The 18,362-nt window shown below is 59.8% G+C and carries 19 protein-coding genes, 1 tRNA gene and 1 other annotated feature; of the genes, 10 read left to right on the forward strand and 10 right to left on the reverse strand.

Annotation, left to right across the window (positions count from 1 at the left end; all coding sequences use genetic code 11):
* The first annotated feature begins 100 nt into the window (after nucleotides 1-100).
* Nucleotides 101-1,699, forward strand: coding sequence for an IS66 family transposase (locus tag D1641_RS13960; protein WP_160666721.1), 1,599 nt, complete (start codon nucleotides 101-103; stop codon nucleotides 1,697-1,699).
* Nucleotides 1,700-1,864: 165 nt separating this feature from the next.
* Here D1641_RS13960 and D1641_RS13965 read toward each other — a convergent pair.
* The 3 genes from D1641_RS13965 to D1641_RS13975 form a co-directional block, all read right to left on the reverse strand.
* Nucleotides 1,865-1,953: transfer RNA gene (locus D1641_RS13965), tRNA-Ser, on the reverse strand.
* Nucleotides 1,954-2,205: 252 nt separating this feature from the next.
* Nucleotides 2,206-2,853 (reverse strand): YigZ family protein, encoded by a 648-nt coding sequence (locus D1641_RS13970; protein WP_160666723.1) that lies wholly within the window; start codon nucleotides 2,851-2,853, stop codon nucleotides 2,206-2,208.
* 3 nt (nucleotides 2,854-2,856) lie between these two features.
* Nucleotides 2,857-3,051, reverse strand: coding sequence for a helix-turn-helix transcriptional regulator (locus D1641_RS13975; RefSeq protein WP_160666725.1), 195 nt, complete (start codon nucleotides 3,049-3,051; stop codon nucleotides 2,857-2,859).
* A gap of 122 nt (nucleotides 3,052-3,173) precedes the next feature.
* Between D1641_RS13975 and D1641_RS13980 the strand changes: the two genes are divergently transcribed.
* Nucleotides 3,174-3,395, forward strand: a complete 222-nt coding sequence (locus tag D1641_RS13980) for a hypothetical protein (RefSeq protein WP_160666727.1) — start codon at nucleotides 3,174-3,176, stop codon at nucleotides 3,393-3,395.
* A 130-nt stretch (nucleotides 3,396-3,525) separates the two neighbouring features.
* Here the strand turns inward: D1641_RS13980 and leuA are convergent, their stop codons facing one another.
* A complete protein-coding gene (gene leuA, locus D1641_RS13985) occupies nucleotides 3,526-5,211 on the reverse strand; it encodes a 2-isopropylmalate synthase (protein ID WP_160666729.1) in 1,686 nt (561 codons plus the stop codon).
* Between the two features lie 65 nt (nucleotides 5,212-5,276).
* Nucleotides 5,277-5,515, reverse strand: a binding site (T-box leader).
* Between the two features lie 91 nt (nucleotides 5,516-5,606).
* Between leuA and D1641_RS13990 the strand changes: the two genes are divergently transcribed.
* The 3 genes from D1641_RS13990 to D1641_RS14000 all read left to right on the forward strand — a co-directional run bounded on the left by D1641_RS13990 (nucleotide 5,607) and on the right by D1641_RS14000 (nucleotide 7,110).
* Complete coding sequence (locus tag D1641_RS13990) at nucleotides 5,607-6,137, forward strand: cysteine hydrolase family protein (protein WP_160666731.1); 531 nt, start codon at nucleotides 5,607-5,609, stop codon at nucleotides 6,135-6,137.
* Between the two features lie 99 nt (nucleotides 6,138-6,236).
* A complete protein-coding gene (gene rpmE, locus D1641_RS13995; RefSeq protein WP_160666733.1) occupies nucleotides 6,237-6,440 on the forward strand; it encodes a 50S ribosomal protein L31 in 204 nt (67 codons plus the stop codon).
* Nucleotides 6,441-6,609: 169 nt separating this feature from the next.
* Nucleotides 6,610-7,110 (forward strand): flavin reductase, encoded by a 501-nt coding sequence (locus D1641_RS14000; RefSeq protein ID WP_160666735.1) that lies wholly within the window; start codon nucleotides 6,610-6,612, stop codon nucleotides 7,108-7,110.
* Nucleotide 7,111: 1 nt separating this feature from the next.
* Here the strand turns inward: D1641_RS14000 and D1641_RS14005 are convergent, their stop codons facing one another.
* A complete protein-coding gene (locus D1641_RS14005; RefSeq protein ID WP_160666737.1) occupies nucleotides 7,112-8,041 on the reverse strand; it encodes a radical SAM protein in 930 nt (309 codons plus the stop codon).
* Between the two features lie 135 nt (nucleotides 8,042-8,176).
* Here D1641_RS14005 and D1641_RS14010 point away from each other — a divergent pair, with 135 nt between their 5' ends.
* From D1641_RS14010 to D1641_RS14020, 3 genes are read left to right on the forward strand one after another with little or no spacing between them, the layout of a single operon-like run.
* Complete coding sequence (locus D1641_RS14010) at nucleotides 8,177-8,539, forward strand: helix-turn-helix domain-containing protein (RefSeq protein WP_160666739.1); 363 nt, start codon at nucleotides 8,177-8,179, stop codon at nucleotides 8,537-8,539.
* Nucleotides 8,526-10,394 (forward strand): GTPase HflX, encoded by a 1,869-nt coding sequence (hflX, locus tag D1641_RS14015; RefSeq protein WP_160666741.1) that lies wholly within the window; start codon nucleotides 8,526-8,528, stop codon nucleotides 10,392-10,394. The genes D1641_RS14010 and hflX overlap by 14 nt, the downstream gene beginning before the upstream one ends.
* Nucleotides 10,395-10,446: 52 nt before the next feature.
* On the forward strand, nucleotides 10,447-10,962 hold the full coding sequence (locus D1641_RS14020; protein ID WP_160666743.1) for a GNAT family N-acetyltransferase: 516 nt from the start codon (nucleotides 10,447-10,449) through the stop codon (nucleotides 10,960-10,962).
* A gap of 482 nt (nucleotides 10,963-11,444) precedes the next feature.
* Here D1641_RS14020 and D1641_RS14025 read toward each other — a convergent pair whose 3' ends face one another.
* The 5 genes from D1641_RS14025 to D1641_RS14045 all read right to left on the reverse strand — a co-directional run bounded on the left by D1641_RS14025 (nucleotide 11,445) and on the right by D1641_RS14045 (nucleotide 15,463).
* Nucleotides 11,445-12,065: a CatA-like O-acetyltransferase, family 2 gene (locus D1641_RS14025; RefSeq protein ID WP_160666745.1), complete on the reverse strand. Its 621-nt coding sequence runs from the start codon at nucleotides 12,063-12,065 to the stop codon at nucleotides 11,445-11,447.
* A 119-nt stretch (nucleotides 12,066-12,184) separates the two neighbouring features.
* Nucleotides 12,185-14,029 (reverse strand): heavy metal translocating P-type ATPase, encoded by a 1,845-nt coding sequence (locus D1641_RS14030; protein WP_160666747.1) that lies wholly within the window; start codon nucleotides 14,027-14,029, stop codon nucleotides 12,185-12,187.
* Between the two features lie 102 nt (nucleotides 14,030-14,131).
* Nucleotides 14,132-14,746 carry a methyltransferase domain-containing protein gene (locus tag D1641_RS19755; protein ID WP_160666748.1) on the reverse strand — a complete coding sequence of 205 codons (615 nt, stop codon included), beginning with the start codon at nucleotides 14,744-14,746 and terminating at the stop codon, nucleotides 14,132-14,134.
* Nucleotides 14,743-14,955 carry a cation transporter gene (locus tag D1641_RS14040; protein ID WP_160666750.1) on the reverse strand — a complete coding sequence of 71 codons (213 nt, stop codon included), beginning with the start codon at nucleotides 14,953-14,955 and terminating at the stop codon, nucleotides 14,743-14,745. The genes D1641_RS19755 and D1641_RS14040 overlap by 4 nt, the downstream gene beginning before the upstream one ends.
* A 148-nt stretch (nucleotides 14,956-15,103) precedes the next feature.
* Nucleotides 15,104-15,463 (reverse strand): metalloregulator ArsR/SmtB family transcription factor, encoded by a 360-nt coding sequence (locus D1641_RS14045; protein ID WP_160666752.1) that lies wholly within the window; start codon nucleotides 15,461-15,463, stop codon nucleotides 15,104-15,106.
* A 258-nt stretch (nucleotides 15,464-15,721) separates the two neighbouring features.
* Between D1641_RS14045 and D1641_RS14050 the strand changes: the two genes are divergently transcribed.
* Complete coding sequence (locus tag D1641_RS14050) at nucleotides 15,722-16,684, forward strand: Ig-like domain-containing protein (protein WP_160666754.1); 963 nt, start codon at nucleotides 15,722-15,724, stop codon at nucleotides 16,682-16,684.
* A 223-nt stretch (nucleotides 16,685-16,907) separates the two neighbouring features.
* Nucleotides 16,908-18,344, forward strand: a complete 1,437-nt coding sequence (locus D1641_RS14055) for an MBOAT family protein (protein ID WP_160666756.1) — start codon at nucleotides 16,908-16,910, stop codon at nucleotides 18,342-18,344.
* The last annotated feature ends 18 nt before the right edge of the window (nucleotides 18,345-18,362 follow it).

The raw sequence follows: 18,362 nt of genomic DNA on the forward strand, positions 1-18,362 counted from the left end.
TGGCCAACCGGACAGCCGGGGAGTGTAGTGGAACTGAATGAAAGAGAGTTTTCGTATTTGCTGAGCAAATCGATTGTGCCATTTAAGGAAGAAAAGTGCTGTGATAATTGAAATCACAGCACTTTTCTGGTATAATATGAGTATGAATACAGAAATGAAAAGCTCCGCCGAATGGCAGGCGCTGCTTGAGAAAAAGGAAGATGAAATTACCACACTGCACCGGCAGGTGGAGTGGCTGACCCAGCAGCTGCGCCTGATGCGGGGGCAGCGCTTTGGCGCATCCAGTGAGCGTACACAGGTTATTTCAGAACAGATATCCCTGTTCAATGAGGCGGAGGCGGACTCTGATATACCGGAATCTGATCTGGAGCAAATCACTTACAAGAGAAAGAAACGAGCTGGAAAACGGGAGATGGATTTTTCCGGTTTGCCTGTAGAACAAATTATCCATGAACTTCCGGAGGCTGAGCGTGTCTGCCTGGAATGCGGAGGCCCGCTGCATAAATGCGGGCAAAGCGTCTTGCGGCGGGAGTTGGCCTATGTTCCGGCTCAGTACAAAGTAGTGGAACACATCCAGACTGCCTATAGCTGCCGCTGCTGCGAGCAGAAAAATGACCACGTCCCTATGAAAAAGAGCGTAGTTCCGCCTGCGCTGTTTCCCGGCAGCGGGGTCGTTTCGCCGGGCCTGCTGGCGCATATCCTGAACAGCAAATATGTGCTGGCGCTCCCTCTTTACCGGCAGGAGCAGGAGTTCCAGCGTGTGGGAGTCTCTATTTCACGCCAGACGATGGCAAATTGGATCCTTGCCGTTCATGAGAAATGGTTCTCAGATTTCTTTCAGCTTTTGCGGCGTGAGCTGCTTGCAAATTCTATTTTACACGCGGACGAAACCACGCTGATGGTATTACGAGAGCCAGGACGGAAAGCGCAACAGAAAAGTTATGTGTGGGTCTACCGCACTTCTGGAGATTCTCAACGGCCAGTTGTGCTGTACGACTACCAGCCCACCCGGGCTGGGGAGTGCGCCAGCAATTTCCTGTCCGGATTCTCAGGAATGCTGCATACAGACGGCTATGAGGCTTACCACTGCAAGCTGCCTCCGGAAATAACAGTGGTAGGATGCTGGGCCCATATGCGCAGGAAGTTTACAGACACACTAAAAAGCCTGCCAGCTGATTTACGAAGCAGATCTCCCGCCCAGGTGGGACTGGATTTCTGTAACAAGCTTTTTGGCCTGGAGGAAAGTTATGGTAAACAGGGACTTTTCTTTGAGGAAAGGCAGCTTGCGCGCACAGAGCAGTCTGTACCGGTTGCCAAAGCGTTTTTCGTTTGGGCCAAAACAGAACACAAGAAAAATCCCGTGCCTAAGAGTATGCTTGGCGCGGCGCTGACGTATGCCGTGCGGCAGGAAAGCTGGCTGATGAACGTTTTTCTGGATGGACGGCTGGAGCTGTCTAACAACCGGGCGGAGCGTTCTGTCCGGCCCTTTGCCCTGGGACGAAAAAACTGGCTGTTTTCCAATACTCCAAAGGGTGCTGACGCCAGTGCTGCCATCTACTCCCTTGTCGAAACGGCGAAAGCGAATGGCCTCAAGCCCTTTGCTTATTTGAACTTCCTGCTGGTGCGTTTAGCCAATGGCATTAAGATGGAAGAATGTCTGCCCTGGACATCTCTTGCTCAAAAATTGTGTAAATCTTGAAAGGTGGCTGCAATTTCCGGCCACCTTTTCCCCTTGCCTGTACCTTGCTATTTTACGCTTACTTACATCTCCCATTTGACTGGTGAAAATTTGGGGGTTAAAATCCCCGGAAACCACTGATGCCGTAGGCGTTCAGCCTACGGCATCTAAAGTGGGCATTTACTTTGGCGCAGCGGGAGGGATTCGAACCCTCGTGGGATTGCTCCCAAACTGATTTCGAGTCAGCCCCGTTATGACCACTTCGATACCGCTGCGTGTATTTTTCGCAACATCAGCCCTCAAAAAGTACCCCGGAAAAAGGAGAGAACTGATGGAGAGAACTACAAAAATTTTTTCCTTGATGATACCTCCAAAGCCTTGAAAAATCAAGGGTTTTCAGAAAAACAGTTCCAAAGTGGTCACTCGTTTTCGAGTCAGCCCCGTTATGACCACTTCGATACCGCTGCATACAAGCTCCACCGCATGGCGGCGGAGCTTTTTTAGGATACCAGACATTGGAGAAAAAATCAAGTCCTATCTTTTGGCTCCCGCCAGGGGACATCCTTGAGAGCTTCCCCCGCCTCCAGAACCTGGATGGTTCCGGCGGAGGCATCCAGCAGCTGGGCAGCGAACTGGCCGGAGCGCTCCTCCGGAATCAGGACAGACAGCAGCACGTCGGCGCCGTAGTCCACATTCTCCACCACGCCGCCGAACTGGAGCACCTCCCGGCGGACCTCCTCAAACTGGGCGTAGGTGCAGGGGACCTCCATAGCCACCCAGCGGCGGACCACCGAGACGCCGGCGGCATCCAGAGCGTCCTTGGCGCTTCTGCTATAGGCCCGGACCAGACCGCCGGCCCCCAGGAGGATTCCGCCGAAGTACCGGGTCACCACGCAGACCACGTCGGTGACCGCCTCCCGCTGGAACACGTTGAGCATGGGCTGGCCGGCGGTGCCCTGGGGCTCGCCGTCGTCGGAGTAACGCTCCGCGCCCCCCTCCCGGAGCCGGTAGCACCAGCAGTGATGCCGGGCGTCGTAGTGCCGCTTCCGGACCTCCTCGATGCGGGCCCGGGCCTCCTCCTCGGAGGTCACCCGCCACACCTGGCCGATAAATCGGGAGCGCTTCTCCACCAGCTCCGCCTCGCCTGGCCCGGTGGGGATATAGTATTCTGTCATGGGTCACCCCTCCTCCGGGAACACCTTAATCTCCAGCGCCTCACAGATGCGGAAAAACTGTTCCAGGGAGGGGTTTTTCCTGCCCCGTTCAATTTCGCTGAGAAAGGTCTGGGTGATACCCAGTTGATCCGCCAGCTTATGCTGGCTCAGTCCCAGTTTTTCCCGTTTCTCTTTTAAAATAAGCCGATAATTCTCCATGTTATCACCCTCAGCTATATTATAGCGGACAGCTATCCTTTTGGAAATGAGAGCTTTTAGCTCTTGACATATTGAGAGCCGTAAGCTATAACAGCTAACAGCTCTATCCGGAGGTGAAACACATGGATTACCCAGAAACCCGCTGGTCAGACGACTTTGACGAGACCTGTCAGGACATTATGGAGGACGCTTTTCTCTTGGACGCGCTGTCCATGTACCTGTTCAGCAACGGAGAGTTCACAAACGGCGAGCGGGCGGACTACTTTCCCCAGGTATTCCGCCGCCTGTGCGGTTACCTCTCACAGCACGCCATGGACCTGCACAGACTGGAGAAGCACCTGTAATCCCCGTCCCGCCCTACAGAGAGCTCAAAACCCTCGTATGTTCCGCATATCTTGCCTGCGGCGAAATACAATCCGACCTCCTGTGTCTGTAAAAAACAGCCCCACCCGGGAATTGGGTGGGGCTGTGCGGTCAGCTTCTCTTGGCCCGGTTGATAGCGGCCAGAATGGCCCGCAGGGGGGCCAGGTTAATGTTGTGGCTCAGGCCAACGCCCCAGTACTGCCTGCCGGTGCGCTTGTCCTGGAGGAGGATATAGGCCACACCCTGGGAGTCGGAGCCGTCGGTGATGGCGTGGGAGGCGTAGTCCAGGAAGGAGAAGCGGTCGATTTTCTCCCCCTTGATGGCGTTGAAGAAGGCATCGATGGGGCCGTTGCCCTCGCCGGACACCTCAAACACCGTGTCGGTGTGGCGCAGGGTGCCTGTAAAGGCCACGTGGGAGTGGCCCTGGTCGTCCACCGTCTCCTTAAAGGCGTGCTTGAGGAGCTGATAGGGCTCCTTCACGTCGATATACTCCTGGTGGAACAACTGGTTGATTCGCTCCGGGGCCACCTCCTTGCCCACCTTGTCGGTCTCCACCTGGACGATATGTCCAAATTCCGGGTGCATGGACTTGGGCAGGTCGAAGCCGAAGTCGTGTTCCATGATATAGGCGGCGCCCCCCTTGCCCGACTGGGAGTTGATGCGGATGATGGGCTCGTACTCCCGGCCCACGTCGGCGGGGTCGATGGGCAGGTAGGGGATCTCCCAGTACTCGGTCCCGGAGGACTTCATATACTGCACGCCCTTGTTGATGGCGTCCTGGTGGCTGCCCGAGAAGGCGGTAAAGACCAGCTTGCCCACATAGGGCTGGCGGTCACCCACCGGCATTTTAGTGCACCGCTCAAACATCTCTTTGATCTTGTTGATGTTGGAGAAGTCCAGCTCCGGGTCCACCCCCTGCGTGTACATGTTCATGGCCAGGGTGACCATATCCACGTTTCCGGTGCGCTCGCCGTTGCCGAAGAGGGTGGCCTCCACCCGGTCGGCCCCGGCCAGCAGGCCCATCTCGGTGGTGGCGACCCCGCAGCCCCGGTCGTTGTGGGGGTGGAGGGAGATGATGGCGCAGTCCCGGCCGGGAATCTTGCGGCAGAAGTACTCCAGCATGTCGGCGAACTGATTGGGCATGCAGTTCTCCACGGTGGTGGGCAGGTTGAGGATGACCTTGTTCTCCGGCGTGGCGTGGAGGTGGTCCAGGACGGCCTGGCATATCTCCACGGCGTAGTCCATCTCGGTGCCCATAAACGACTCCGGAGAGTATTCAAACCGCAGATTCATACCCGCCTCAATCATGGGCTGGGACATCTCATAAATCAGATCGGCGGCGTCGGTGGCGATTTTGGTGATGCCGTCGGTGTCCATGTGAAAGACCACCTTCCGCTGGAGGGTGGAGGTGGAGTTGTAGAAGTGGAGGATGACGTTCTTGGCCCCTTTGATCGCCTCGAAGGTCTTCTTAATCAGGTGCTCCCGGGCCTGGACCAGCACCTGGATGGTCACATCGTCGGGGATGTGGCCCCCCTCGATGAGCTCCCGGCAGATTTCATACTCCGTCTCGCTGGCGGAGGGGAAGCCGATTTCAATCTCCTTCACCCCGATATCGACGAGGGTGTGGAAGTACTCCAGCTTCTCAGCCAGGTTCATGGGGTCCACCAGGGCCTGGTTGCCGTCCCGCAGGTCCACGGAGCACCAGACGGGGGCCTTTGTAATCACCCGGTCGGGCCAGGTGCGGCCCTGGATGGGCTGGGGGGTAAAGGGAATGTACTTTTCAAATTTGGGTTTCATGTGGGCGTCCTCCTTTAAAAATGTGTTGGATTGTCAGGGGACGAAAAAACCCCCGACTTTTTCAAGTCAGGGGCGTGCAATCTACACGCGGTACCACCCTGGTTCGGCGGACAGTCGCCTGTCAGCCCTCACAGCCTCCAACAAGGCTTTGGTCAATAACGAGACCGGCCGTTCCGCCCTACTGTGACCCTTCAGGCGGACTGCTCGGGGGCCAGTTATCCACAGTGCTCCACACACCGGCTCGCACCGCCCGCCGGCTCTCTGAGTGGGAGGAAGCTGTCTTTTTCCCCTTCATCGCATTTGCTTGTTGGGTATTCTAACGGATAATCCCCCGCTTGTCAAGAGGAAAATTTCGTGATAGGATAATAAAAGCTTGAATTGGGAGGTACGAGACTATGACATTGCTGGTAATCGACACCCAGGTGGGCATCACGGACAGCCGGCTGTACCGCTTTGAGGCCCTGCGGGCCAACATCAAGGCCCTCATCGCCCGGGCACGGGAGCGCGGCACGGAGGTCGTCTACGTCCGCCACGACGACGGGCCGGGCACGGGCTTCTCCGTGGGGGATGAGGAATTTCAAATTTTCCCGGAGTTCGCCCCCCTGCCCGGAGAGAAAATCTTTGACAAGACTGTCAACAGCGCCCTCCACCCCTCGGTGGGGCTGTCCAAATACCTGGCAGACAAGGGGGAAAAGAGGCTGATGGTGGTGGGCCTCCAGACCGACTTCTGCATTGACGCCACCATCAAGAGCGCCTTCGACCTGGGATATGAGATTATTGTACCCGAGGACACCAACTCCACCTTCGACAATCCCTACCTCAAGCAGGAGACCGCCTGCCGCTATTTTAACGACTACGTCTGGCCCGGCCGCTACGCCAGGTGCGTCCCCATGGCCCAGGCCCTGGAGCTGCTGTCCGGAGAATAAAATTTTTTCAAAAAACAGTTGCTTTTCCCAGGAAACTGTGTTATGATATCAGTTGCGTTTACAAGCATACCCTCACGAGGAGAAAGAGGTGAAGATAAAATGAAGGAAGGCCTCCACCCCAATTATCAACAGACCACCATCCGGTGCGCCTGCGGCAATGTGATTGAGACCGGCTCCACCAAGAAGGACATCCGTGTAGAAGTTTGCTCCAAGTGTCACCCCTTCTACACCGGCAAGCAGAAAATGGTGGACACCGGCGGTCGTGTCAGCCGCTTCAACAAGAAGTTTGGCCTTGACAAGTAAGCCCCCTGTGTACAAAAGCCGCACCGTGTATTCGGTGCGGCTTTTTGTATCAAAGTATGATGTTCTATCATAAGCTGTAGGGGGCGGCCTCTGCGCCGCCCCGCAGATATGAAAACCGGGGCGGCACGGAGGCCGCCCCCTACAAAAACAATATAGGAGGAGCAACACCATGCGCAGCATCGACCCAAAAAACATTGATAAAAACGTCTTTTCCGCTATCGGAGACCAGTGGATGCTCATTACCGCCGGGACCGCCGAACAGTGCAACACCATGACCGCCTCCTGGGGCGGGCTGGGGGTGATCTGGGGTGCGCCCGCCGCCACCTGCTACATCCGCCCCCAGCGGTACACCAAGGAGTTCGTGGACCGGGAGGAGTACTTTACCCTGGCCTTCTTCGGGGAGGAAAGCCGAAAGGCTTTACAGCTCTGCGGCTCCAAAAGCGGCCGGGACATCGACAAGGTAAAGGAGTGCGGCTTTACCGTCAGGACGGCGGAGTGCGGCGCCCCCTACTTTGAGGAGGCCGAGCTGGTGCTGGTGTGCCGCAAGCGCTTCGCCCAGCCCATGGACCCGGACAATATGCCCCAGGAAATTAAAACGAAGTGGTATCCTCAGGAGGATTATCACACCCTGTATATCGGGGAGATCGTGGAGGTCCTGGTCAAGGACTGAGTTACAGGTGGGGCAGGGCGGTCCGGTAGGACCGCAGCCTGTCCTCGCCCTCCCGGGCGATGATCCGGTCCAGGGCGGACAGGAGGGCCTCCCGGTCCTCTGGGAGATGTCCCTGAAACTGGTAGGCGTTGGAGGCTCCCAGGGCGGCGAAGGTGACGGGAATGTCCAGATGGGAGACCAGGACCTTCAGCTCCCGGTATTTTTCCACCTCCCCGGCCTCCGCCCAATTCCCCGCCTGAATTTCCTGAAACAGCTTGGAATCGGGGTAGACGGTGAGCATGGAGGAGCCGACGAGCCGGGGGTGGAGCCGGTTAAAAATTTCCGCACTGGCTTTGGCACTCCGCTCCCCCTGCCCCGCCCCGGCGATTCCGGTGAGGTAGAAGAAGCTGTACCCGATGCCCGCCCGGTCCAGGCGCTGGCACTGGACGAGGATGTCCTCCGGGGTGTAGCCCTTGTCCATGAAGGCCAGGGAGGGGCCGTCCCCCGTCTCCACCCCGATGGTCAGGCCGTCGTACCCGGCGGCGCTCAGCTGCTCCAGCTCCCCGTCGGTTTTCAGGCCGATGTCGGTAATCCGGGCGAAGCAGCCGATGGTCCTGACGTTGGGAAGATACTGCTCCATGAGCCGGGCAATCTCCAGCAAACGGTCCGTCTTTAAAACGAAGGGGTTGGCCCCGGTGAGGAAGGCCCGGTCCGGACCCTCCTGAACAGGCAGGCCCTGGAGGGCGGCGGTGAGCTTCCCTATGGGGGAGTGGAGAGCCGTCTGGACCTCCAGCAGGTCGGCCTCCACCTCCTCCAGGGGAGACAGGCGGAAGGGCAGGTCGTGGTAGAGGGTGCAGAACTTACAGCGGTGGTGGGTGCAGCCCGCCGTGACCTGAATAAGCAGGGATGCGGCCTCGTAGGGCGGCCGCCAGATGGTGCCGGTAAAGTGCATAAAAAGCACTCCTTTCGTAGGATGGACGGCGGGGGCCCTCCGCCGGTGAAATTACCTTACCACAAAAGGAAAAGGGGCACAAGCAGGGTCTTTTTTGAGAAATAGTACACTTTTTGATACCGTGAGGGGACAAGCATGGCGGACAACAAGTTTACCGCCCCCGAGACCCTGGCCCGGTGCGAGGCCATGGGCCGGCTCCAGTCGGTGCTGGGGGGCAAGTGGAAAATTTTGATTCTGTGGTACGTGGCCTTCTACAAGGTCCAGCGGTTCGGCGAGCTGCGCCGGCGGCTGGACGGCATCACCCAGTCCACTCTCACCAGGCAGCTCCGGGAACTGGAGGAGGACGGCTTTCTCCACCGTGAGGTTTTTCGGGAGGTGCCGCCCCGGGTGGAGTACACCCTCACCCCCCTGGGGGAGAGTTTCGCCCCGCTGCTCCACACCATGCTGGAGTGGAGCCGGGAACACCTGGCCTGGGAGGACGGACATGGAGACTCGTGACCTGATTCTGGACAAGGCCCGCTTTGAGGACTGGAAGGACCTGTACCGCAATGTGTGGTCCCGGCCCGAGACCGCTCGGTATATGCTGTGGACGGTCACGGACAGCGAGGAGGAGGCCAGAGCCCGGATGGAGCGGACCATTTCCTGGCAGAGCGGTCACGACGTCTGGACGGTCTATGAGAAGTCCAGCGGCCTGGCCATCGGCTGGGCCGGGCTGGCAGAGCTGTCCCCTGGCGTTTGGCAGGAAACCGGCATCGCCCTGGGTCCGGACTTTGTGGGCCGTGGTTTCGGCCGGCAGATATTGGGACTGTTGATGGAGCTGGCCCAGGAGTGGGGTGGAACCGAGTTCCGCTGTTCCGCTTGGTCGGAAAATACGGCTTCCAAAGCGCTGATTACTTCCTGCGGGTTTACATTGGCGGCGGCGGGGCCCTGTATTGACCGGCGGAACTGCAGGCCCTATGTGCTGGAAACCTATACACGGAAGCTGTCACAGCGGGCGGACAATGTCCGCCCCTACACGCCGTCTTTCCTGCAATTTAAACAGAAACGAGGAAATTTAACCTATATGCCAGATATTGAGAAAACACAATTTAACCGCGCCGTCCTGGTGGGGCTGAACGCCTTCAGCCTCAGCCGGGAGGAGAACGCGGACGAGGAGAGCATGGAGGAGCTGGCCGCCCTGCTGGAGACGGCGGGAGGGCAGTGCGTGGGGGTGGTGACCCAGTCCAAGGACAGCCCCGACCCCCGCACCTTCATCGGCGAGGGCAAGACGGCCGAGGTGAGGGAGCTGGTGGAGGCGTCAGACGCCGACATGGTCATCTTCGACAACCCCCTGTCCCCCTCCCAGCAGCGCAACCTGGCCGAGGAGCTCAAGGTCAGCGTGCTGGACCGCTCCGCCCTGATCCTGGACATCTTCGCCCAGCGTGCCCGTACCAAAGAGGGCCGGCTCCAGGTGGAGCTGGCCCAGTACAAGTATCTCCTGCCCCGACTGCTGGGCATGTGGAAGCACCTGGAGCGCCAGGAGGGGGCCATCGGCACCCGGGGCCCCGGCGAGACCCAGCTGGAGTCCGACCGGCGGATTCTGGGCCGGAAGATCGCCAAGCTGGAGAGCGAGCTGAAGGATGTGCGCCGGGTGCGGGCCACCCAGCGGGAGCGGCGGATCAAAAACGAGGTCCCCGTGGTGGCCATCGTGGGCTACACCAACGCGGGCAAGTCCACCCTGCTCAACTACCTCACCGGGGCGGAAATCCCCGCCAACAACCGCCTCTTTGACACCCTGGACACCACCACCCGGACGCTGGAAATCTCCGACACCTGCACCGTCCTGCTGTCTGACACGGTGGGGTTCATCCGCAAGCTGCCCCACCACCTGGTGGAGGCCTTTAAGGCAACCCTGGAGGAGCTGGAGTACGCCGACCTGCTCCTCCATGTCATCGACTCCTCCAGCCCCCAGTGGCAGGAGCAGGCGGAGGTGGTGGACCAGCTCATCCAGGAGCTGGGGGCCAACGAGACCCCCCGCATCGAAGTTTTTAACAAGTGCGACCTGTGGACGGGGGATATCCGCCCCCATGGGGAGGACAGGGTGTCCATCTCCGCCAAAACCGGGGAGGGAGTCCCCGACCTGCTGGCCGCCATCGGGCAGGTGCTGGACAACGGGGCCCGGAAGGTGACCATCCACCTGCCCTACGACCGGGGCGGTCTGCTGGACAAGCTCTATCTGGAGGCCAAGGTGGAGAAGGTGGACTATGGTGAGACCATCGACGTGACAGCCACCTGCCCCCCCAAGGTCATCGGTCAACTGGGGCCTCTGGTGGAGGGCTGGAAACCGCACCGGGAGCCCTGGGAGGAGCCGTAAATTAATGTAGGGGCGCGACGGTCCCGGCACGCCCTTTAGAGGAGGAATAAATATGGATTTCATTCTGCGCCCCTGGCGGCGGGAGGATGTGGAGGACGTGCTGCGGTACGCCAACAACGATAAGATCGCCCGCAATCTGCGCAACGTCTTTCCCTACCCCTATATCCGCACCGACGCTGAGGCATTTATTGAAAGCTGTATCGCGGCGGACGAGGAGAAACAGCTCTTCCGGGCCATCGAGATCGACGGCCGCGCGGCAGGAAGCATCGCCCTGTGCCTGGGCAGCGACGTGTACTGTATGACCGCCGAGCTGGGCTACTGGCTGGCCGAGGACTACTGGGGCAAGGGCATCATGACCCGGGCCGTCCAACAGATCTGCGAGGAGGGCGCCGAGCGGTGGGACGACCTGGTCCGCATCTACGCCGAGCCCTTCGCCCACAACGCTGCCTCCCGCCGGGTGCTGGAGAAGGCCGGCTTCACCCTGGAGGGCATCATGCGCTGCGGGGCCTGCAAGCGGGGCAGAATCTTCGACTGCTGCATGTATGCCCTGCTGGTGGTGGATATGTAAGACAAGCCCTCTTTCTTGACAGAAAACAGCACCATATGATAAAATGGCCCTGGTCCCTGCAAGGGACCAGGGCACTGCATAAACACGGGAAAACGATAGGCGGTCAGCCAAGTCCTCCGTAAAGGAGGTTAGGCAAATGCCCCTGACGATTACTTTTCATCTGCGCGGGATAACCGTGACAATAAAGGTAAAATGGGACAGCCGCCACTCGGCCAAGTGACGGCTGTCTGGGTTTAACACTTAGACTTTACTGCACAGGCTGACCGCTTATTGCAGTGCCCTTTTATACCGTTATTCTACCATGATACCCACCCCTATGTCAAGGGCCCCTGGAGTCAGGGGAAGTGTCCTAAAGGCGCATTTAATCAAGTAGGGGGCGGCCTCCGCGCCGCCCCGCTCTTCTGGGACCGCTTATGCTCCGGGGGACGGGCCGGGGCGGAGCCCGGCCCCTACATAAAATCTGCGGAAAGGACACTCCCGAATCAGGCTGACAGCCCCTTGATCTGCTGCCGCAGCCCCTCCAGAAAGGCGGCGGCGTGGGCCCCGTCCATCTGGGTGTGGTGGAACTGGAAGGAGACGGGCAGAACGGATTTGAAGCCCCTCCTCCGGACCCTTCCCCAAATCAGGAAGGGGTTGTTGTAGCACCCGGCGTAGATGTTCACCGCCCCATCCAACTCGGTCTGGACCAGGGCAGAGGTGCCGATGACCATGCAGTCCCCCAGGTCGTGGGACCGGCGGGTCTCCCGGACCTGGCCGGTCAGCTCCAGGTAGTCCTGCTCAAACCGCGCCAAATCCGGTGTGAAGGGGATGTCGCAGGTGCTGATCTCCCCGTCCCCAAGGTCCACCACGGTGCTCACCGCCAGACGGTCGTACTCCATCAGCTTGTCCCCCACCGGCAGCAGGAAAAACTCCTCCACCTGGGACGCCGCCTTCCCGATGCACCAGCACATGAGCATGTTGAATTTGCAGTGATACTTGTGGCTCCACCGCACCAGAGGGGTAACGTCCAGGGTCTTGAACAGGGTCACCATGGGCATGGGGGCGTTCATCCATAGCCCGAAGGCCTCCGCCCGTTTGGTCCGGACTGGGTCAATTTCTCTCATGTTCGTTTCCTCCTTGTTTCATCGGTTTTGAGGTTGGGACAGAGACAAGGAAATGTATTATATCACTGGAAGCCGCCGACTGCAACAAAATTCCCTCCCAAATGGGAGGGAATCTTCGTCTATTTTGCTCTCAGCATCCGGCTGGCGTTGAGAATGGCAAGCACGGACACCCCCACGTCGGCGAATACGGCGGCCCACATGTTGGCACGGCCCACAGCGGACAGCACCAGCACCAGCAGCTTCACACCCAGGGCAAAGACCACGTTCTGCCGGACGATGGCCAGGGTTTGAGTGGCGATGCGCACCGCCGCCGGGAGCTTTAACAGGTCGTCGTCCATGAGGACGATGTCCGCCGCCTCGATGGCCGCGTCGGAGCCCAGGGCCCCCATAGCTACCCCGATGTCCGCCCGGGAGAGGACGGGGGCGTCGTTGATGCCGTCCCCAACAAAAACCAGCTTCTCCTTGGGGCGCTTCTTCTCCAGCAGGGCCTCCACCCGCTCCACCTTGTCCGCCGGGAGGAGCTGGGCGTAGAACTGGTCCAGCCCCAGCTGCTCCGCCACCGCCTGGGCGGCCCCCTGGGCGTCGCCGGTGAGCATGACGGTCTGCCGCACCCCCGCCGCCTTCAGCTCCGCCACCGCCTGGGCGGAGGTGGCCTTGGGCTGGTCGGCGATGACCAGGTGGCCGGCGTATCTCCCCTCCACCGCCACGTGGATGACGGTGCCGGGGTGGTCGTGGTCAACAGTGACGGGGATTTCTTCCCGGTCCATCAGCTTCCTGTTGCCCGCCAGCACAGTCCGGCCGTCGATCACCGCCCGGACGCCGTGGCCGGCGATCTCCTCCACCTCCGCGGCCCGCTCCTGGTCAGGCGCTCCGCCCCAGGCGGCCACAATAGATTTGGAGATGGGATGGGTGGAGAACTGCTCCGCCAGGGCGGCCAGCTCCAGCAGTTCCTTCTCCTCCATCCCCTCCGGGTGGACGGCTGTGACGGCAAACCGGCCCTGCGTGAGGGTGCCTGTCTTGTCAAAGACCACCACCCTCGCCTGAGCCAGGGCCTCCAGGTAGTTGCTCCCCTTCACCAGAATGCCCTGCTTGGAGGCCCCGCCGATCCCGCCGAAAAAGCTGAGGGGGATGGAAATCACCAGGGCACAGGGACAGGACACCACCAGGAAGTTCAGAGCCCGGGGCACCCAGGTGCCCCACTGGCCGTCCAGCAGGGAGGGGATTACCGCCAGAGCCAGGGCAGCAAAGACCACGGCGGGGGTGTAGTACCGGGCGAATTTGGTGATAAAGTGCTCCGCCTGGGCCTTTTTCTCGCTGGAGTTCTCCACCAGGTCCAAAATCCGGGCCACGGTGGACTGGCCGAAGGGCTTGCTCACCTGCACATGGAGCAGGCCGGACAGGTTGACGCAGCCGGAGATTACCTCGTCCCCCACAGCCACGTCCCGGGGCAGAGACTCGCCGGTGAGGGCGGCGGTGTCCAGGGCGGAGGCCCCCTCCAGCACGGTGCCGTCCAGGGGCACCCGCTCCCCGGCCTTGATGACGATCACGTCTCCCACCGCCACCTCCTCCGGGTCCACCTGGACCAGCTGACCATCCCGCTCTATGTTGGCGCAGTCGGGGCGGATGTCCATCAGGGCCGAGATGGACTGCCGGGACCGGGAGACGGCCACATTCTGGAACAGCTCCCCCACCTGGTAGAACAGCATCACCGCCACCGCCTCGGGGTACTCGCCGATCAGCAGCGCCCCGATGGTGGCCACCGACATGAGAAAGTTCTCATCAAAGACCTGGCCGTTTTTGATATTGCGGATGGCCTTCCAGAGGACGTCCCAGCCCACGATCAAGTAGGGGACAAGGAACGCCGCCAGCCGGGCCAGACCTGTTAGGGGCAGGAAAAGGCAGATTACAAACAGCGCCGCCGCTGTGATAATGCGCCAGAGCATCTTTTTCTGCTTTCGTGTCATAGTTAATGCCTCATTTCGTAGGGGCGGCTATCAGCCGCCCGCGATAAATTGATCTGATTTCAACAGGCGGATGTGGCGTACCCCCTGCGGGTATATCCGCCCCTACACGGGCTTTTCCAGCAGGGCGATCCCCTCTGGCACCCGCCCCGGAATGACCTCCAGAACCACCGGGGCCAGCCCGAGACCCTCCAGAAGCATCCGGTAGGTCTCCGGTGTGAAGGCGTGCTCATAGTGGAAGCCCACACCCTGATAGATTTTAATCATGGTCCCATAGGCCGTCCCCACCCTCCCTTGTAGGTAGGTGGGCAGGATGAGCCGTCCGCCGGGGGCGGCGACCCGCCACAGCTCCTCCACCGCCTTTTCAGGTTGTGGGAGCAGATGGAGGACATTGGCGGCAATGACCGCGTCAAAGCTGCCGTCCGGGTCGGGCAGGGCGGTGATATCCCGCCGGGCGAAGGTGATGTTGGTCAGCCCCCGCTTTTTTGCCTTTTTCCGGGCCCGGTCCAGCATGGGCAGGGACTGGTCGGTGCACAGCACCGTCTCCGCCCGCTCCGCCGCCGCCAGGGAAAACTCCCCCGTCCCGGCGGCGCAGTCCAGCACACGGGCCCCCTTGGGAACCAGCCCGGCCGCCCGGGCCGCGGCGGCGGCGTTTACCGCCCGGTTGCTCCGCTCCACCAGGTCGTACAGCCAGGCCACCCGATCCCAGAAGGTGCTCACAGCACAATCTCGCAGTCCGGCTCCACCTTTTTGCAGCACTTTACCACATCTTTCATCACGGCATCCACATCGTCCGCTTCGATGGTCATCTTCTGCGCCATGAAGGAAACTGAGGCGCCGGTGACGCCGGGGAGCTTCTTAATGGCGGTCTCCATCTTGGCGGCGCAGTTGGCGCAGTCCAGGTCGATGAGCTTAAAGGTCTTTTTCATGGTAATACTTCCTTTCTGATTTTGAACTTTTCTCTCTAAAAAATTTTGTAGGGCGGGACGACTCGGCCCGCCCCTAGAGAACGATGCACCCTCGGAAAACGGCGCGCCGGGGTCATTATAATAGAGCGGCGCGCCGGGTCGTCGCGCCCTACTCCAGAACATGCTCCATGCCCTGGGCCAGAATGTGGATGACGTGGTCGTCGGCCAGGGAGTAATACACCGTTTTACCCTCCCGGCGGAATTTTACCAGCTTGCTGTTTTTCAGCACCCGCAGCTGATGGGACACGGCGGACTGGGTGACCACCATCAGCTTGGCGATGTCGCACACGCACAGCTCTGACTCCAGCAGGGCGTACAGAATCTTCACCCGGGTGCTGTCTCCGAAGATTTTAAACAGCTCAGCCAGGTCGTAGAGCTGCTCGTCGGGAGGAAGCTGGCCGCAGACCTTCTCCACCGCTTCGGCATGGACGCAGGGCTCCTCACAGCAGGGGACAGTTCTATTCTCCATATGGGCCTCCTTTTATCTTTAATGTGTGAGCATTTGTTCATATGTTGATTTTATGATACTCCTCTTTACGCCCCCTGTCAAGAGGGTATTAAAAAATTTTCGCTTCTCTTGCCAGCGTCGAAAAAAGGCAGTATAATACTTCCGTTCAAAAATTTTTTTAAAAACCCGGGAACCTTTTTTGCCTTCTCTCGTCAAAGCTCTCAGAACCCCAAAAGAGGGTCTGATATTAACCCCAACAAGAAAAGGAGTTTACTTACTATGAAAAGACGTATCTTTGCGGCCGTTCTGGCCGCCGCCATGGTTCTGTCCCTGGCCGCCTGCGGCGGAAAGGACAGCGGCAGCGGCTCCTCCAATCCGGGGAGCAGCAGCTCCGCTGACAACTCCGGCGCCAGCTCCAGCCAGCCCGATGCCTCCCCCCAGCCTGACGGCTCTGACCCCAGCGGCTCCGGCAGCGAGGGGGATGTCTCTGAGCCCGGGGCGGTCACCATTACCCTGAACAAGACCGAGGTCACCCTGAACAAGGCGGGAGCTACCTTCCAGCTCAAGGCCCAGATCTCCCCCGAGGGCGGCAAGGTCACGTTCACTTCCAGCGATGAAAAGATCATCACCGTGGACGGCAAGGGCCTGATCACCGCCGTGGCCCCCGGCAAGGCGGGCGTTACGGTGCAGTGCGACGGCGCCTCCCAGGTCATCGTCTCCGTAGCTTGTGACTGGAAGGAGGAGACTAAGCCCGAGCAGAAGCCTGAGCCGAAGCCCGATCCCAAGCCCGACACCTCCACCCCCGGCTCCTCCAGCGGTTCCGGCAGCTCCTCCGCCGCCAAGGTGGATCTCCAGGCCTTCTACGACGCCACCATCGGCAAGTATGAGTTCGGCTATCTGGAGCTGGCGGACAAAGATATTTTGGATATGATGTACGCTGGCATGTCTGACATCAGCGCTGAGCAGATGCTGGTCTATGTGTGCATGATATCCATGAACAACGGCGAGTTCGGCCTGGTCCAGGTAAAGGACAGCAAGGACGTGGACGCCGTGAAGGCCATTTTCCAGGCCCGCATCGACTATATGGTGGGCGACGGCAACGGCCCTGGGGGCGCTCAGTACCCCATGGCTATGGACCAGTGGGAAAACAACTCCCGCATCGTCACCAATGGCAATTATGTGATGATGATTGTCCACGAGAACTGCGACGACATCGTCAGCGAATTTAATGCCCTGTTTTAAGGTATCCTAGGATTCTATGGGGTCCGCCCTGACGGGCGGGCCCTTTCCCCGTTCCCCGCAGGAAGGCCCCCTTCGCAAGGGGGCTGGCACGGCGGAGCCGTGACTGGGGGGGTCTTCATAAGGAAAACCCTCCACCACCGCCTTCGGCGGCGGTCCCCCTCCCTTTGCGGAGGGAGGCTTTTGGCCCTTGCCTGGAAAGAATTTCTTCGAGGAGGCCCCTGCTATGGTCTTTTCCACCCCTATTTTCATGTTTTATTTTCTGGCCCTCACCCTGGCAGTGTACTATATGGTGCCGCGAAAGCTGCGCAACGTGGTGCTGCTGACCGCCTCCCTGTTCTTCTACTGGTGGGGGGAGCGGATCTACGTTGTGATTATGTTCCTGTCCACCGCCATCGACTACACCCACGGCCTGCTTGTGGAGCGTTGTAAGGCGAAGGGGAACGACAGAGGGGCCAAAATGGCGGTGACCTCCTCCATTATCTTCAATCTGCTTCTGCTGTGCTTCTTCAAGTACTGGAACTTTATCGCCGGCAGCTTTGCCGCCGCGGGGCTGGAGTTTATGCCCATCATCCAGTATATCCGCATCCCGTTTATGGAGCCTATTCCCTTCCACCTGCCCATCGGCATCTCCTTCTACACCTTCCAGACCATGAGCTACACCATCGACGTGTACCGTGGAGACGCCCGGGCACAGCGGTCCATCCTCAACTTCGGCACCTTTGTCACCCTCTTCCCTCAGCTCATCGCCGGCCCCATCATCAAGTACAAGGACCTGGGAGACCAGATCAATGAGCGGACCTGCTCCACCGAGAAATTCGCCTCCGGAGTGCAGATTCTCATGGTGGGTCTGGGAAAAAAGCTGCTCATTGCCAACAACGTGGGGATGCTGTGGGACAGCTATAAGGCTATGGCCCCCGAACAGCTGACGGTGGCCGGGGCCTGGCTGGGAGTGCTGGCCTTCACCTTCCAGATTTACTTCGACTTCTCCGGCTATTCCGACATGGCCGTGGGTTTAGGACGGATGCTGGGCTTTGAGTTTCTGCCCAACTTCAACTACCCCTATATCTCCAAAAGCGTCACCGAGTTCTGGCGGCGGTGGCACATCTCTTTGAGCACCTGGTTCCGGGAGTATCTGTATATCCCTCTGGGGGGCAACCGCTGCTCCAAGCCCCGGTGGATGTTCAACCTCTTTGTGGTCTGGGCGGCCACCGGCATCTGGCACGGGGCCAGCTGGAACTTTTTGTGCTGGGGGCTGTACTTCTTCGCCCTGCTGATGGTGGAGAAGTTCTTCCTGCTAAGGCCCCTGGAGAGGGCTCCAGCCCTGGTGGGGCATGTGTACACCATGTTCTTCGTCATGGTGAGCTGGGCCATCTTCGCCATTGAGGACTTCTCCCACCTGGGCGCCTATCTGAAGGTTATGTTCGGCCTGGGCGGTGTCCCTCTGGCGGACATGTCCTTCGGCTACTGTCTGACCAGCTACCTGCCCATCCTGTGCGTGGCAGCGGCGGCCTCCACCCCGCTGGGCCGGGCGGTCTATCGCACTATGGGCAGACGGGCCCAATATGCGGTGTGTACCCTGCTGGTGGCCGCCGGGCTGCTGGCATGCACCGCCTACCTGGTGGACGGCACCTACAACCCCTTCCTGTATTCTAATTTCTGAGCAGGGGAAGCCTCCGCG

The sequence above is a fragment of the Colidextribacter sp. OB.20 genome (genome assembly GCF_009911595.1).
In the GTDB taxonomy this organism is placed as follows: domain Bacteria; phylum Bacillota; class Clostridia; order Oscillospirales; family Oscillospiraceae; genus Lawsonibacter.

What these genes read in the sequence shown, in the direction of transcription:
- D1641_RS13970 (WP_160666723.1), bottom strand. Translation starts at nt 2,853, where the DNA reads ATGACAGAATACTATATCCCCACCGGGCCAGGCGAGGCGGAGCTGGTG.
- D1641_RS14020 (WP_160666743.1), top strand. Translation starts at nt 10,447, where the DNA reads ATGGATTTCATTCTGCGCCCCTGGCGGCGGGAGGATGTGGAGGACGTG.
- D1641_RS14025 (WP_160666745.1), bottom strand. Translation starts at nt 12,065, where the DNA reads ATGAGAGAAATTGACCCAGTCCGGACCAAACGGGCGGAGGCCTTCGGG.
- D1641_RS13975 (WP_160666725.1), bottom strand. Translation starts at nt 3,051, where the DNA reads ATGGAGAATTATCGGCTTATTTTAAAAGAGAAACGGGAAAAACTGGGA.
- D1641_RS14030 (WP_160666747.1), bottom strand. Translation starts at nt 14,029, where the DNA reads ATGACACGAAAGCAGAAAAAGATGCTCTGGCGCATTATCACAGCGGCG.
- leuA (WP_160666729.1), bottom strand. Translation starts at nt 5,211, where the DNA reads ATGAAACCCAAATTTGAAAAGTACATTCCCTTTACCCCCCAGCCCATC.
- hflX (WP_160666741.1), top strand. Translation starts at nt 8,526, where the DNA reads ATGGAGACTCGTGACCTGATTCTGGACAAGGCCCGCTTTGAGGACTGG.
- D1641_RS14055 (WP_160666756.1), top strand. Translation starts at nt 16,908, where the DNA reads ATGGTCTTTTCCACCCCTATTTTCATGTTTTATTTTCTGGCCCTCACC.
- D1641_RS14050 (WP_160666754.1), top strand. Translation starts at nt 15,722, where the DNA reads ATGAAAAGACGTATCTTTGCGGCCGTTCTGGCCGCCGCCATGGTTCTG.
- D1641_RS14000 (WP_160666735.1), top strand. Translation starts at nt 6,610, where the DNA reads ATGCGCAGCATCGACCCAAAAAACATTGATAAAAACGTCTTTTCCGCT.
- rpmE (WP_160666733.1), top strand. Translation starts at nt 6,237, where the DNA reads ATGAAGGAAGGCCTCCACCCCAATTATCAACAGACCACCATCCGGTGC.
- D1641_RS14045 (WP_160666752.1), bottom strand. Translation starts at nt 15,463, where the DNA reads ATGGAGAATAGAACTGTCCCCTGCTGTGAGGAGCCCTGCGTCCATGCC.
- D1641_RS14005 (WP_160666737.1), bottom strand. Translation starts at nt 8,041, where the DNA reads ATGCACTTTACCGGCACCATCTGGCGGCCGCCCTACGAGGCCGCATCC.
- D1641_RS13990 (WP_160666731.1), top strand. Translation starts at nt 5,607, where the DNA reads ATGACATTGCTGGTAATCGACACCCAGGTGGGCATCACGGACAGCCGG.
- D1641_RS14010 (WP_160666739.1), top strand. Translation starts at nt 8,177, where the DNA reads ATGGCGGACAACAAGTTTACCGCCCCCGAGACCCTGGCCCGGTGCGAG.
- D1641_RS13980 (WP_160666727.1), top strand. Translation starts at nt 3,174, where the DNA reads ATGGATTACCCAGAAACCCGCTGGTCAGACGACTTTGACGAGACCTGT.
- D1641_RS14040 (WP_160666750.1), bottom strand. Translation starts at nt 14,955, where the DNA reads ATGAAAAAGACCTTTAAGCTCATCGACCTGGACTGCGCCAACTGCGCC.